The sequence below is a fragment of the Paenibacillus sp. FSL R5-0470 genome, assembly GCF_037975205.1.
In the GTDB taxonomy this organism is placed as follows: Bacteria; Bacillota; Bacilli; order Paenibacillales; family Paenibacillaceae; genus Paenibacillus_AQ.
The window spans coordinates 4,318,856-4,333,929 of the sequence record NZ_CP150238.1; the positions used below are offsets into that span (position 1 = coordinate 4,318,856).

16 protein-coding genes are annotated in these 15,074 nt (G+C 41.8%); 2 read left to right on the forward strand and 14 right to left on the reverse strand.

The genetic code is table 11. The annotated features are described in order from the left end of the window. The first annotated feature begins 123 nt into the window (after window positions 1-123). Window positions 124-828 carry a class I SAM-dependent methyltransferase gene (locus MKY99_RS19125; protein ID WP_339265714.1) on the forward strand — a complete coding sequence of 235 codons (705 nt, stop codon included), beginning with the start codon at window positions 124-126 and terminating at the stop codon, window positions 826-828. A gap of 83 nt (window positions 829-911) precedes the next feature. Here MKY99_RS19125 and MKY99_RS19130 read toward each other — a convergent pair whose 3' ends face one another. Beyond that, a complete protein-coding gene (locus MKY99_RS19130) occupies window positions 912-1,010 on the reverse strand; it encodes a sporulation protein YjcZ (RefSeq protein ID WP_139328621.1) in 99 nt (32 codons plus the stop codon). Between the two features lie 418 nt (window positions 1,011-1,428). On the opposite strand from MKY99_RS19130, the gene MKY99_RS19135 reads away from it, so the two are divergent. Next, window positions 1,429-1,707 (forward strand): effector binding domain-containing protein, encoded by a 279-nt coding sequence (locus MKY99_RS19135; protein ID WP_339265718.1) that lies wholly within the window; start codon window positions 1,429-1,431, stop codon window positions 1,705-1,707. A 170-nt stretch (window positions 1,708-1,877) separates the two neighbouring features. On the opposite strand, the gene MKY99_RS19140 is transcribed toward MKY99_RS19135, so the two are convergent. The 13 genes from MKY99_RS19140 to MKY99_RS19200 form a co-directional block, all read right to left on the reverse strand. Next, on the reverse strand, window positions 1,878-2,504 hold the full coding sequence (locus MKY99_RS19140) for a type 1 glutamine amidotransferase family protein (protein ID WP_339265720.1): 627 nt from the start codon (window positions 2,502-2,504) through the stop codon (window positions 1,878-1,880). Window positions 2,505-2,614: 110 nt separating this feature from the next. Beyond that, window positions 2,615-3,577, reverse strand: coding sequence for a YafY family protein (locus MKY99_RS19145; protein ID WP_339265722.1), 963 nt, complete (start codon window positions 3,575-3,577; stop codon window positions 2,615-2,617). A 220-nt stretch (window positions 3,578-3,797) separates the two neighbouring features. Beyond that, window positions 3,798-4,661, reverse strand: coding sequence for an RNA polymerase sigma factor SigJ (gene sigJ / locus MKY99_RS19150; RefSeq protein ID WP_339265724.1), 864 nt, complete (start codon window positions 4,659-4,661; stop codon window positions 3,798-3,800). A gap of 39 nt (window positions 4,662-4,700) precedes the next feature. Further along, window positions 4,701-5,885, reverse strand: a complete 1,185-nt coding sequence (locus tag MKY99_RS19155) for an FAD-dependent oxidoreductase (RefSeq protein WP_339265726.1) — start codon at window positions 5,883-5,885, stop codon at window positions 4,701-4,703. A gap of 419 nt (window positions 5,886-6,304) precedes the next feature. Further along, on the reverse strand, window positions 6,305-7,069 hold the full coding sequence (locus tag MKY99_RS19160) for a VOC family protein (protein ID WP_339265728.1): 765 nt from the start codon (window positions 7,067-7,069) through the stop codon (window positions 6,305-6,307). 2 nt (window positions 7,070-7,071) lie between these two features. Then, window positions 7,072-7,878, reverse strand: a complete 807-nt coding sequence (gene proC / locus MKY99_RS19165; protein WP_339265730.1) for a pyrroline-5-carboxylate reductase — start codon at window positions 7,876-7,878, stop codon at window positions 7,072-7,074. Window positions 7,879-7,896: 18 nt separating this feature from the next. Next, window positions 7,897-8,724, reverse strand: coding sequence for a MetQ/NlpA family ABC transporter substrate-binding protein (locus tag MKY99_RS19170; RefSeq protein ID WP_076299273.1), 828 nt, complete (start codon window positions 8,722-8,724; stop codon window positions 7,897-7,899). An 11-nt stretch (window positions 8,725-8,735) separates the two neighbouring features. After that, entirely contained in the window at window positions 8,736-9,755 is a 1,020-nt protein-coding gene (locus tag MKY99_RS19175; RefSeq protein WP_339265732.1) for a uroporphyrinogen decarboxylase family protein, read from the reverse strand. Between the two features lie 31 nt (window positions 9,756-9,786). Further along, window positions 9,787-10,446, reverse strand: a complete 660-nt coding sequence (locus MKY99_RS19180; RefSeq protein WP_042189536.1) for a methionine ABC transporter permease — start codon at window positions 10,444-10,446, stop codon at window positions 9,787-9,789. Further along, a complete protein-coding gene (locus MKY99_RS19185) occupies window positions 10,421-11,464 on the reverse strand; it encodes a methionine ABC transporter ATP-binding protein (protein WP_042189539.1) in 1,044 nt (347 codons plus the stop codon). Before MKY99_RS19185 ends, MKY99_RS19180 begins: the two co-directional genes overlap by 26 nt. 46 nt (window positions 11,465-11,510) lie before the next feature. Continuing rightward, the gene (locus tag MKY99_RS19190; RefSeq protein ID WP_339242203.1) at window positions 11,511-12,671 is read right to left on the reverse strand and encodes an amidohydrolase; all 1,161 of its coding nucleotides are present in this window, start codon (window positions 12,669-12,671) and stop codon (window positions 11,511-11,513) included. Between the two features lie 20 nt (window positions 12,672-12,691). Next, window positions 12,692-13,363, reverse strand: coding sequence for a GntR family transcriptional regulator (locus MKY99_RS19195; RefSeq protein ID WP_042189543.1), 672 nt, complete (start codon window positions 13,361-13,363; stop codon window positions 12,692-12,694). 243 nt (window positions 13,364-13,606) lie between these two features. Continuing rightward, window positions 13,607-14,959 (reverse strand): sodium-dependent transporter, encoded by a 1,353-nt coding sequence (locus MKY99_RS19200; RefSeq protein ID WP_042189546.1) that lies wholly within the window; start codon window positions 14,957-14,959, stop codon window positions 13,607-13,609. Window positions 14,960-15,074 lie beyond the last annotated feature (115 nt).

The window sequence follows — 15,074 nt, forward strand, 5'->3', positions numbered from 1 at the left end:
TTTTCTTTTTATGTATGTTCTTAAGTCATTAATATTTAGCACTGCGGTACAAAGTTATTTTTTTTTCATATTATAAAATAAGACCCGCAGTGAAAGGAATTTACACTCATGGAATATTTGAATATGCTTGCTAAATTAGGTGTTGGAAATGCTCATCCTGGAGGGTTTACTGCAACTTTAAAGCAGTTTGAACAATATCCGCTACCACCTGCTTCCCGAATCCTTGAAGTTGGTTGTGGCACTGGCAGAACATCTTGTTATTTAGCTGCACAAGGGCATGATGTAATAGGTATAGATATTCACCCAGATATGATCTCAAAAGCAAAAATACGGGCTGAAAAAGAGAAATCTATAATTCAATTCTTAGTAGGTGACGCAAGTTCGCTTCCTTTTCCTAACGAGTCATTTGATGTGATTCTTGTTGAGTCTGTATCCATTTTCACTGATACAGAAAAGGCATTCTCGGAATATTATAGGGTTCTGCGGACTGGAGGCAAGCTTTTTGACAGAGAAATGATTCAATATAAACCTATGTCTACAGAAATTAATCAAATGATTAGTACATTTTATCATGTAAAGAATCTATGGGACTTTAATAAATGGTCAGCATTAGTAAACACTATGGGATTTTATCATTCACAGATAGATGGTCCCTTCTTGTTCCCTAAATCAAGTGAGGATCTTACAGAGCATCCAGACCATTATCAGCAAATGGACACTGATTCCTTTCTTGACCACACGATTTGGGAAGTGATCAGTAAGTACAACAGTATAATGGACCGTTATCATGAATTCATCGGATTTATTCTCGTTATTGGAACGAAATAAAGGATTGGCATGTCCATCAACATTTGCAAAAAAAGAACAATAGCCTTGGAACAGTGGCTATTGTTCTTTCTGATAGCCTGCTATTATACAAAGAAACAAGCAGATAATATAATTACCAATAAGATATAAAGAACCAAAATTTCTCCAGTAGAAGTAAATCTGCCTCCAACTCCACAGCTCATTGATTATCCCTCCCTTTTACTTCCTAAAATATAATATGCGCCACTATTCTAAAAGTATGGACTATCACCTAAATAACATGAGCTGACGGATTTTAAATTCCTACTCACGCCGGAAATAATTACGAAATTGGACCTTTGTTATATCCTCCATTAACTTCTGTTATGCGGTAAAAAAACTTATTTTGGTAATGAGCGAAAAAAACAGCACAAAATATCATGCACTGCTTCCCTTTCCACCTTAAACTGTAGAAAAAAGGAGGGAACAGGATGTTAACGATTTCCGTTCATACACTGGATTTGAAAGGAACAAGCTATGAAATTGGGTATAAGCTAGGCAATATTATTTCAGAAAATACAGCACATAAGATTGCTTACACTCGTAAACTCGAAGGCTTTGGTTTAACAGAATATAAAGACGGTGCTATTTACGGAGGTCGCTGGCATCGAAGTGGCTTCATTTGTAGGACTTCCTGCAAAATTTGTACAAAAGGTAATTCCAGAGGGGCGTTACGCCGTATTCACTCACACTGATACACTGCGCACGCTTCCCCAAACGTTCCATTATATTTGTGGAACGTGGTTCCTTAACACGAAAGAGGAAATGGACGAGCGTGAGGATTTTGAGCTATACGATCAACGATATTTAGGATATGATCATCCTGATTCCAAAGTAGATCTGTACATTCCGATCAAATAAAAATCATGACCCCCTAGAGAATTATTGGATGATAGCGCGGCTTAGACCAAACTGCAAAAGCCCAAGCGTTGAACACGCCTGGGCTTCTATTTATAGGTAAATGTGGTCTTCAGACATTATTAGTGAATCAACAACACACAGCACTCCACATGCCTAATATCCCTATACTGTCATTGGATTGAATTCATTAACTCGTAGAAATATTTAGGTTCCTGAGTTTTATTAAGTTGATACCAAGCGTCTAATGTTTTTGGAGAAAATACATCTAGCGCTTTTAAAACATGAACAGAAAATTCTAATGGAGCTACTCCGGATGCGGTGATCAATTTCCCATCGGTGACAGCAGATTCCACTTTGTAATATTCTTCGCCCGTGTAAGATTGGCAAATCATTTTAAGGTAGGCCAAATCATTGCTTGTGTGCCAACGTGAATCTAACAATCCTGCTTGAGCAAGTCCTAAGGTAGCACCGCAAATTGCTCCAACTACTATCCCTTCCTTTAAACACATCTCGGCAATTTTTAATATGGGCACGTGAATAGCTTCTGTCCATGTATTTCCACCAGGTAAAATCAGTGCATCTACGCTTTTAATGCTGCACTCATCCACTTTAATGTCAGGCATTATTTTCAATCCGCCCATTGTAGTTACTGGAGTCTTTTCTATCCCAACGGTGACTATTTTTGCTGGACCCAGCCCCTGTCTGAAGTGTCTTCCAGAGTGCAGTTCGGCGGTTAAATAACCTATTTCCCAATCGGACATGGTATCAAACACATAAAGATATACTGTATTATTCATTTCTAAGTGCTCCTCATAAAGTTTATTAGGTAATAGCAACCATTCATCTTTAATGAGTGGTTATCATTATAATAAAACAACTTCACTGACATCTACTGTCAGTGAAGTTGTTAAACTTGATAATATTCCATTAACTCTGAAGCAACCGCCACAAGTTTATTCTTTAGATTCTGTGGCTCTATAACTTGAATGGATTTCCCATAGGGAAGAATTATATACGGAACATATGTATACAGTGATTCTTCCTCAAGTAAAAAAATTGCTTGCGTTGATGTCCGCTCCTGCAAATGATGCTCCAAAAACCAATGTATGCATAAATCATCCAACGCCTCTGCCCTGCCACCAATAATTAAAGAAATTAATTCGGATTTACCTACTACATCTGGTAACAGATTTTTCATAAAAAAAGTACGCGCTGAAAAATCATTGGGACGCCTAAATGAGAATGGCGTGCGTGTGATGTTCAGAATTCGTTCTACCCGAAAGCTGCGGATCTCATTCCGCAGGTGGCAAAATGCAATTGTGTACCACTTATTGTTCCAATTAACCACGCCATAGGGGTCTATTACCCTATTTGGGGACTGCTCTTCATGACTGTTACGATAAGAAATTTCTACAGACCATTCATTTGCTACAGCGTGCTCCAATTCCTGCAATACCGGCTGAACAGCGGGGTATCCCTTGCGGTTTATTACTTCAAATCCGGCTAAATGATGGCTTAGTATACTTTCCTGCTCCTGATTCGAATACATTTTCAACTTAGATGTTGCATTCTCTAATGCCTCACTCAAAGGATATCCGGCTTCTTTTGCAAATAGGGCAGCATGAAGCAGTGTCTTTTTTTCATCAATACTAAATAGCAGAGGAGATTTGATAAAATTGTGCAGCAAGCTATACCCGCCATTGTGCCCTGTGTCGGATATGATAGGGACACCACTGGCACATAGTGCATCAATATACCGATAAACTGTTCTTATATTCATCTCTAACTTTTCCGATATCTGCTTTGCAGTCAATTTCTCTCCCGAATTCAACATCCATAGAATTTTTAGCATATTATCATTTTTTGGCATAACATAACCCTCACTTTGATTACCACTAAACTTAACTTCTAACAAGCACTTTAAGTGATTTGTTGGCTAATCCACTGTATTCCTTTATTCTGATCCTAGTAGTGTTGTTACACTCCTGAATTCCTTGTTATTAGTAATAAACTCCGTTAGTGTTACCGGAGTGCTCACTTCCCCGCATCTCCATAACTGTTCTAACGGCGATTTTTTTCAAATCCTCTTTTCATTTCAATAAATGCCTCAGCTTATCTGGGTTCCTAACAAAGTATAAGTTGCGAATCGAATTTCTCTCGACATGCATTAGCGCAACAGTTACGATGCCATCTCCTGAACGGACAACGAATCCTGTTTGGCCATTTATATCCCTCATTTCTACATGCACGCCTCCTTCGTAATGAGGAGCCTTACGAGTTAAGCCGAGAAGGAAACGAGCGACGAGATCGCGCGATTCAATAGGATGGACGGCGGCGAAGGCTTTACCCCCTCCATCTGAGACCAACACGACATCTTTGGCGAGCATGGATACAACCCTATCCACGTTACCCTGTTCGAGAGCCGCTAGGAGTCGACGGACCCACTCTTCGCTTGCAGCTTCGGGATTGACTGGTTCATCGGGGGTAATCCCCATTTTTCCTCTCGCACGGCTGATCAGCTTGCGGCAATTCGCTTCGCTTTTGCCAACGAGCTCAGCAATATTAGCATATTCAAAGCCGAGCGCCTCACGAAGCACGAACACTGCCCGTTCCGTAAGGGACAGCCTTTCAAGCAAGACGAGCATAGCATAAGACAGCAGCTCGCCTTGAACAACCGATTCAAACGATTCATCATTCGGAGTAAGAAGGGGCTCAGGAAGCCATTGCCCGAAATACTGTTCTCGCCGCTTACGCGCCGAATTGAATAAATCCCGACAGCGATTAGTTACCATTTTGCACAAATATGCTTTAGGTTCAACCAATCGATCCAGCTTTACATCATACAACTTCAGGAATACGTCCTGCACAGCGTCCTCCGCATCGGAGACCGATCCAGTCAGTTGGTAGGCAAGCGTGAAAAGCAGCCCTTTATAATGCTCATATAATTCTTGCATCTTAAAATTCCACCCTTTTCCACTAACCCTCTGTTTACATTATTTTAACAGACTTGCCGAATCCCATGTGAATTTCCTTATTCGCCAACCCAGCTTTCCTGTAAAAATAATATTTAACCCCCATTGATGTGTCCATACCATTCCCTGCTCCGGACCTAAGGCAAAACAAAAAAAGTCAATAAATTCCTTATGCATGGGTGCCGGACACCCTGCAATATCCGCCGATAAAATCTTTCCAAGCCTTGCTGCTTGGGCGGTCGCTTCCTTACACGTCTTCCCGTCCACCCGTCCGGTAGCAGGGTCTACGATTCGCGCGCAGTCGCCGATACTGTATACACCCTGGGCCCCTTGAACCCGATAACTTGCATCTACGATCACGTATCCTTCCGGAGTGATCGGTAACCCGATGCTTTGCAGCATTGGGTTGGGTAACAGCCCCAGCGTCCAGACACATAGGCCAGCGGACATCGTCTCGCCGTTAGATAAGGTTAGCACTCCCTCTTTCTCCTGTAATACCCTACTTCCATGTAAGGTAGTTACTCCGCAAGCGTCAAGTGAACGTTCCAGTTTAAGGCCTACTTTTGCCGGGCCTTCTGGGAAAAGTCTCTTATTCGCGTTAAATAAATTTATCCTTACAGCATTCGGGTCAAGTCCCAATGATACCGCATCATTACGAAAAAAATAAGCTAGTTCGGCAGATGTCTCGATGCCGCTTATGCCCGCTCCAACAACGGCAATGGTCATTAATCTCTGACGTTCTTTCGAGTTTTTTTCCTTTACAGTTTTCTTTATATTCGCGCGCCATGCCTCTCGGATCTTCCACGCAGCGTCTAAACTCGCTAATGCCATACCTCCTTGATCAGGGTCGGGTTGCCGCACGACGCTGCCCACCGCCAAAACGAGGAAGTCATATTTTATCCAATTCTTATTTCCTACAGCATCCTGACAAAGTAGCCTTCTTTCCCCTGATTCGATTTTCGTTACAGTAGCCTGAACGAATTCAACCTCCTCGGGAAATAACCTAGTCAGAGGGATAGTAATCTCTTCATCTCCGACCGCGGGCTTAAAAAGCAATACTTTGCGAAAGTGATAAGTGTTCTTATCGATTAAAATAAGTCGGAGTGTTCGTTTACTTGCTTGCCCCTTAAATGTTTTCCGAATCGCTTTAACTGCATTAATACCTGCATATCCTCCGCCAATAACGATGCATGTCAATTCTTTCATTGCAACCACTCCTTATTCCGTCTGCATATAAAACGAGATAAGGAGTCGTTTTGTGACAACAACGATATTTCGATGACTGCCGATTATCTGTACTTGAAAAAGTTATCATCGCAATAAACATTTGTTATTCAAAGTAATCTCAACAGAAGGGATACATCCTTCTTCAATTGCAATCCCAATCAATGTGGACACTATACTTTTGGTACATGAATTAATCCGTTGAAAGTTATCTCTTAACTGCATACTCGAGGTTTTCAATCTTCGTTATCATGGTTATCTTACTATAAAATGGAATTTCATCTGGTTTACAAATTGATTAAAACAAAAAGATCACATCAATGGATAGCAAAAAGACTTGCTCGAGGTATCAATACCTTCGAGCAAGTCTTTTCATCTTAAATTATATAGAAACTAATGCCTTATACAAAAACATACTCCCCGTCACCGATCTGAATCGTCTTCCCTTTCAGAGCTAACGAATCCGTTTCAAAAAACACCTGTTTGAACTGGTTCTCGTCCCCATGTACGAAAGCAAAAGACTTATCTCCAATCGTAAGGATAAAAGTACCGTCCTCTGACTCTGCTACAGGCAGTCCGAATATCGATCCCCAGTGTTTAGCGGTAGCTGCAGGATCGGAGACATGGAATACAGCGCGCACGATTTCAACATGACCTGCAGGATGAGGCTGGATGACTCCAGACGATGATAATCTTTCTAACCTCTCTGCATCTGTCCCGCTCCATTGAATGATGAACGGATAGACTAGGCCTTGAAAATCACCACCGATAGTCATCATGCGCCACTCGATTAATCTTCCCTCGTTATCTAGACGCTTCCCATCGATGATTGGAGATAGTGATAAACCCGCTGCCTTAAGGGAAGCCGCTACTTCTTCAATATCATCTGTCCGGATGACTACTCTGCTTAAGACTTCATGCTCCGGCAGAAGTTTTACAGCGTCTTTCACCACTAGATTATGTTCAGTTGCCTTTGCCAGCTCAAGATTCTCAATGCTCAGAAATTCCAGATAGGTTAGCCCGAAATAACTTAATGCGTTATAGGTTCCCCAATCTTTATGAGAACCTCCCTTAAAAGCAACCAAATCATGAGCTCCAAAAATTTCAACTGGTTTGGACAGATCATTGACGTAGTGTACTAAGTGATCCCATTTCACTGTTGCCATGATTACTTCACTCCTAGCTCAGTAGTACGCTTCACAGCTGCCAGAACACTTCTTTGCAGACCTGCTGCGAAATCACTGTTATTTAATTCGTACAAGCCATGCATCCCAACTCCGCCAGGTGAATTATTAATATCTAGCAGCTGTCTTGGATGCAGCCCTGTCTGCTGCAGCATAGCTACCGATCCCATCAAATTCTCCAGTGCAACATTCCAGGCTTGCTCACGTGGCAATCCGGCAAGCACACCTGCATCTACAAAAGACTCAATGAAATAATAAATATAGTTGGGGCCAGCCACACCAAATCCAGTGAAAATATCCATTAATGTCTCATCCAGATATTGCACTTTACCAAATCCGAGTAAGAAATGCTCCACTTGATCACGGCTAGCGTAAGCATTTAATGCTACACCGCTATATCCGTAGCCTGTATCCGTCAATGTATTTGGAATGACACGGATAATGGACCTCTCAGCTCCAAAATAACCTGCTAATTGGACATTCGTCACACCTGCCACAATCGATACGATGACTGCGGTAGGTGAAGCGAATTGTTGTACGATTTGTCCAAGTGTAGTTAAATCATCCTGTGGACGCACCGCAACGACAATCAGATCTGCAGTAGATAGGCTTTGCTCCTGTGAGCTCTTCGTATCTATTCCGTATTTGGTACTCAAAAACTGAAGACGAGCTTCATTAATGTCAGATATACTAACTTGATCTACCGACAGGGTGTTGTTGGATATACATGCGCGAATGATCGCTTCCGCCATCTGTCCTCCACCAATAAAATGAATCTTTTCTTGTGTCACTTGAGTTCACTTCCTTACTTAATTGTTGTCCCATGCTTCAGGCAGAATGAAACCATCATATTTCTCTATTCCACGAATATATTCTTCGAACTCTTTAGATTCATAAGCTGCTTTCAAGTCTTTCGCCCACTGTGTATTTTCATCCTTTTTATTAACCGATACGATAATTCTGTGTTCCATAGGCGTATTTTCGATTTTCAAGGCATCCGTAATCTTTCTGTCTGAATTAGCAATATAATTCCCGTTTACAACGCCGTAATCAACATCTTGCAGTGAAACTAGGATTTGAGCAGGGTCCAATATTTTAATATCAATGTTATATTTATCCGGTTCCATGCTGTTGATGTTAAAATCAGCTACGCCTGCGCCATCTTTAATCTTGATCCAACCCAATTCTTCCAGGATACGCAGTGCACGCTCTTGGTTCACCGGATCATTCGGAACAGCTACGGTTGTACCATCTTTAACATCGTCAAGTGTAGTATGATTTACGGAATAAAGACCTTGTGGTGCACCAGGCGCATAAGCAATCCCTACCATGTCTGCTTTGATTTCTTTGTTGATTGCCTCCATGTATGCTGTGCTTTGGAAGATACTTGCGTCAATGGAGCCTTCCTTCATCGCAGGATTGACCTGCATGTTTTGCGAAAAGGACTTAATTTCAACGCTATAGCCTTGTTTCTCTAAGATCGGAAGGATCGATTGGCGGAATTGCTCCTCATAGGTTCCCACACCAAATCCAATGGTAAGCTTCTTCTTATCTCCTGAATTATCGGATTGACTATTCCCGCAAGCCGTCAACACCGCTAGAACCCCTATCATCAACACTACTATCAACTTTTTCATAACTTCATCTCCTATTCAAATATAGATTGTTTTAGCTGTGCTAACGCCTCATCCGTCACATTAAGTGGGATAGCGCAATTTGGAGAAAGAATAAAAGGCTGGTCTTTCATTAATGTCAGTGCTTCTTTAGCCTGCTGCTTAATTTGTGCGATATCGTTTACAGCGAACAGCCCATGATCGACGCCACCTACTTTAGTAGCTTTAAGATCCGCCTCTAAACCAGGGTTCCCCTCGGCTACAGTATCCCAGCTGATTCCATCAATTCGATAATCATTAAATTTCTCAGGCTGGGCATAAGCCCCACAAGTATGAAGAATGTTTTTGCCGTAGCTTGCAGCTTCTAAGACAATAGAGTCATAAGGTCTGGAGAACTCGTCAAACATGGCTTCATCAAATAATCCTGGGTGAGCGGTGCCTGTCACAGCGTAGAACAAACCGTCAGAACCCACTTGCTGCAGCTCTTGTACATAATCGGCTAAGGTTAATGAAATCGCATGTAACGCATGGTGCGCTGCCGCACGATGCTCCTTAAATAACGACTCCAAAGTTACTGGATGCTCAATGCCAAACACTGTTTTTGTAACATAAGCAGAACGTCCTACAATAAATAGCAATACAGTCAATGGAGAGAATACCGTTTGGATTAGTGGGGTATCAGGTAGTCCTTGACGAATTTTTCTAACACTCTCTAAGTGTTCGGCCAAGGAAGCTGTATGCACCGCCTTTTTAACTTCGATATCCCATAGATTAACCGCTGATGGAATTGCTGTTGTTTGCTGCCTTGGAAATACAGTCTGATAATCCGTAAAATCATATTGATTGCCCCAAGCTTCCGCCAAATAAGTTGCTCTAGGATTGATCTTGACCCAGTCCCAATCATATTGTTTCGTAAAAGAAATCGTAGTTAGAGCTAAATCATCTGCAGTTTGTTCTTTGTCGATAAAATGCCGCCAACCACTTACAATTGGGCGATCTGCCTTTTCTCCAGATAATATCGCTTTAAATCGATCTTGCTTGCTCCATTCACTCATCTGCCAAACTCCCTCCCGGAATATGTAATGACTAATAACGGCGAATTTTTCTTGCTAGCGTGTTGCCTAAAGATTGAATGCCTTGCACTAAAATAATGAGAATAACAACAGTAGCTACCACGACAACCGTATCAAAACGTTGATATCCATATACAATCGCCAAGTCGCCGACACCGCCGCCCCCTACCGTTCCAGCCATTGCAGTTGCACCGATCAACCCGATCGTTGCCGTTGTCAAAGACAGGATTAATGATCCAACTGCCTCTGGCAATAAAAAGTACCATATCACTTGAAATGGCGTTGCCCCCATCGCTTCAGCAGCTTCGAGAATTCCCGGGTTCACTTCAAGCAGGGAGTTCTCTACTAAACGGCCAATATAAGGTGCGATGTAGATAATTAAAGGTACGATCGCTGCGCTTGTCCCAATCGAAGTATGAACAATCAAACGTGTGAAAGGTACAATCGCTACAAGTAAAATAATAAAAGGTAGAGAGCGTATAATGTTGATGATCGGATTTAGTATGGCGTAAAGCGCTTTGTTCTCCAAAACCCCACCAGGACGAGTGATTACAAGCAATATCCCAAAGGGTATCCCTATCAATGAGCCAACAAACAAGGAGACGCCAACCATCTGAATCGTTTCAATAATCGCCTGCAGAAATTGATCACCTGTTAATGTGGTCGAAAACATTAGATTCTACCTCCTCTACACCGACTCCATGACGTTTTAAGAAAGATAACGCATTGTTAATCTCAGCTGTATCTCCACTGCATTGAATAATTACTGTACCCAGTGTCGTTTCCTGAATCTCGGTCGTGTTCGCAAATAAAATATTGACCTTCATATCGAAGGATCGAATCATCTCGAACAGGATAGGCTCAGAGGCGCTTTCTCCAACAAAATTAAGTTTATAAAGAACACTTCCGGGTTCTGTTTTGATGGATTTTTGGACGCTTGGCGTAATGCTATTCTGAATAACCGTCTTCACAAAATTTTGTGTGGTCTTATGCTTCGGACTACCGAATACATCTAGAACGCTTCCTTGCTCAATAATTCGGCCCTCTTCCATCACCGCCACCTTGTTGCAAATCTCTTGAATGACAGACATTTCATGTGTAATGATCATCACAGTAATGTTGTACTCTGCATTGATTTTTTTTAATAGCTGTAAGATAGAATGTGTCGTCTGTGGATCTAAGGCAGAAGTCGCTTCATCACATAATAGGATGGATGGATTCGAGGCAAGCGCTCTGGCAATCCCGACCCGCTGCTTCTGTCCACCTGACAATTCACTAGGGTAACTCCCTGCTTTGTCACTTAATCCAACAAACTCTAACAACTCTTGTACACGCTGGCGGATTTCATTCTTATTTTTTTTTAAGAGAACTAGAGGAATCGCTACATTATCAAATACTTTTTTAGATTCTAATAGATTAAAATGTTGAAAAATCATGCCGATATTCTTCTTAGCCGCCCGTAACTCTTTATCGTTATAGGTTCCTAAATCACGCCCAGCAACGAAGACCTGTCCTTCAGTAGGTCTTTCCAAATAATTGACTAAACGAATTAATGTACTTTTCCCCGCACCACTATAGCCGATAACGCCAAAGATATCGCCTTTATCGACCTTTAAATCGATCCCTTTAAGAGCATCAATCGTGATTCCTTTCCGAGTGAACGTTTTGGAAACCTGCTTTAGTTCAATCATATACATTCCTCTCAATCATCTTTAGGATTTAGGTCTAGGAGATCAATTAAGCTTTGACTTGTAGCTTCACCAGCGCTTGTTCTGCCAATAAAGCGAAGTACTTCGCAGCGGGTAAAATCGCAGCTTCATCCACATCGAATCGAGGGTGATGTAAAGCATAGGCTGGGCCTGATCCTATATTTACAAAAGCACCCGGTATCTGTTGTAAATAAAAGGAGAAATCTTCTCCTCCCATTTGCGGTGGGATGTCATGTACTATATATCCGGCATCTGAAGCGACCTCTTTGGTAAAGTCAGCCCATTCGCCATGATTAATCGTTGCTGGTGGTCCTGGATACCAATGTAGCTTAGCCTCTGCCCCAGCAGCTGCAGCAATTCCTTCGATGATTCGGGTCATTTGGATTGGAATCTGGCGACGAATCTCTTCATTGTAAGTTCGTACCGTACCTTCTAATTCCACTTTTTCCGGTAGGACATTCCATGTGAAGCCCCCATTAATTCTGGTGACACTTAACACAACCGGTTCAGTGGTACTATTTTGACGGCTTACGATGGTTTGTAGCGAGGTAATGATCTGAGCCGCAGTGACAATGGAATCCACACCTTTTTCAGGATAAGCAGCATGAGCGCCGACACCTTTTATCGTAATTTCAAACCGATCAACACCTGCTGTTAAAGCTCCTGTTCTTGTTCCAAAAGCTCCTGTAGGCAGGTCTGGTGAATTATGTAAACCGAATATAGCGTCAACACCCTTGAGTCCTCCTGATGCTAAGACACTCTCCGCTCCATGCCCTGTTTCTTCTGCTGGTTGGAACAATACTCTAACCTTGCCAGGCAATTCACTTTCACGTGCCTTTAACAATAAGGCAGCTCCTAGAATCGTAGCCGTGTGAAAATCGTGCCCACAAGCATGCATTTTTCCAGGAATCTCAGAAGCAAAAGATAATCCAGTCTGTTCCTCTATCGGAAGTGCATCAATATCACAGCGAATAGCTACAACAGGTCCATTACCTTGTCCGATCTCTGCGATAAGTCCGGTTTGTAAAGGAAGGTCTAGAATATGAATATTGGCATGGGTCAGCCATTCCCGTAATTTCTCTGTGGTCTTAAATTCTTCATAAGCTAATTCAGGCTCTCTATGTAGGTTTCTACGAACATCAATTAATTGATTCGCTAATGCTTGATCAACCTCATTAAGTATATTCATAGTAAAGTGCTCCCCTTTCTTTATGCTTCCAACTTTTCTTCAATACCTTTAATCCGGTCAAGTGCAGTAGCTAGACTGCTTAAAATATGATCTCGCATTGCTTTTTCAGCGCCATCTTCATTGTGGTCAGCGATCATTTGCAAGATAAGATCATGTTCTTCATCCGCCTGTGTATTCCAATCTCCATGCATGGAGACGAATCTACAATAGCGAAGGGAATGATCTCTTAATTGATTCAGAACTTTCTCGAATGTTTTTAGTTCGCTGATTTCTGATAAATAATCATGGAACTCAAATCCATAGGTTACAAAATTCTGATTGTCGCCAAGTTGGAAGGAGTGTTTCATTTTTGTAATCATCGTCGTTAAATTAACAATATCGTTCTCAGTAGCATGCTTAGCTGCATTTCTTGCGATATAGCCTTCAAGCATGCTGCGAATTTGGAATATTTCTTCAACCTCTTTGAGTGTCACAGAAGCCACCCGCAGTCTTCCATTTGGCTGTCGAATGAGAAAATCCTCGTTCTCCAATCTCTGTATTGCCTCTCTTAGTGGAGTACGACTAACCCCTAGTAACGCTGCCAAATTTTCTTCATGTACAGGTTGATTCGGCTCTAATTCACTATCAATAATTTTTTGTTTTAATGCATCATAGGTATTATCCTTTGACAACCTACGTGATCGTATCGCCATATTTATGTAGCTCCTCATCGATAATCTGTCGGGCAAGAGCCTCAACAATATATTTGTATAATTGTATACAATTATTAGTTTTGAATTGATTCGTGCAATCTTTTTTTATACTATATTCCAATTAATCCACCTAGTCAAGTAGGATTTAGAGGAATAATGTATTTATCTTCAATATCAAAAAAAGCTCTACAACCACAAGGGTCGTAGAGTTTTTTTTGATGATTTTTTAGAAATTGAATTAAATTAAAATTTAATAATCCCTGAAGTATGAAGCAACACCAAGAACACCAGAATCGGCGCAACATACCGGAGCATAAATAACCAAACGCGGAACCAACCTGCCTTAAGCCCAGCCGCTTCTGCTGCCCCTTTCCAGAAATAACCGGCAAAGATGGTAACCAACAGACCGCCTAGTGGCAACATAATGTTAGAAGTTACAAAATCCACCCAATCGAACAACGCTTTGCCGCCAAACGATAGCTCAGGGACCATTCCCAGTGACATCGCCGAAGGAATACTGAGGAGGAAACATACTAATGACAAAATCCAAACTGAACGTTTCCGGCTCCAATTCCAGCGCTCCATCGCGAAAGATACAGGCACCTCAAGCAGAGATACGGCAGAAGTTAAAGCAGCAATCGCCAGCAAGATAAAGAACAAACCACCAAAGAATGCACCAAATGGCATTGCTGAGAAAGCTGCTGGTAAAGCAATGAAAATTAGCGAAGGACCTTGATCAGGAGCAATGCCAAATGAGAATGTCGTCGGAAAAATAATCAATCCTGCGATAAACGCATATAACAAATCTCCTGCCCCGACAGCGAGTGCAGCAGTTCCTAGCGATTGTTTTTTATCCACATAAGAGCCGTAAGTCAGGAGAATTCCCATCCCAAGCGACAATGAAAAGAAAGCATGTCCCAAAGCGACTAACGCAGATTCCGCCGTCAGCACCGAAAAGTCTGGTTTTAGGAAAAAGGCTACTCCTTCGTTTGCACCTGGTAAGGTAACCGCACGAATCATCAATACAATTAGGAGAACAACCAGACCAGGAATCAATACCTTATTAAATTTCTCTATCCCGCCTGATACTCCAAGAATAACAACACCCGCCGTTATAAGGATTGCTATCCCCTGCCAAACAATTGGCATAGGTCCAGATATAAAGGAGCTGAATTCACCTGCATAATTACTGGAACTGAACAATTGTCCATTGAAGGCAATCATTGCGTAGTTCAACGTCCATCCTGCAACAATGATATAAAAGGAAAGAATTAAAAATGGTGCAAGGACTTGCAGAAATCCGACGGCCATCCAGTTCTTCCCGCCTCCGGCACGTACAAATGCAGTAGCCGCGCTTCCACGTCCGCTACGACCAATGGCCAACTCTGCCAACAATACGGGTAAACCGATCAACACTAAACATACAATGAAGAGAAGGAAGAAAGCCGCACCCCCATTTTCCCCAGTGATATACGGAAATTTCCACATGTTCCCCAGACCTACTGAGCTCCCGATCGCTGCGAAAATAAAGCCGGCGGAAGAGAACCGCTCCTTCTTCTCTGAGAGAAGATTTTTTTCACCTTTAAATTGATTCATTCTTATGCCCCGTTTTCTTTTTTTTTCTTTTTTAGACCTCATTATAGCCTATGTTAGCATGATCGTCATATGAAAATTTTCTGAATATTTTTATTGTTTTCAATAATTATCCAGT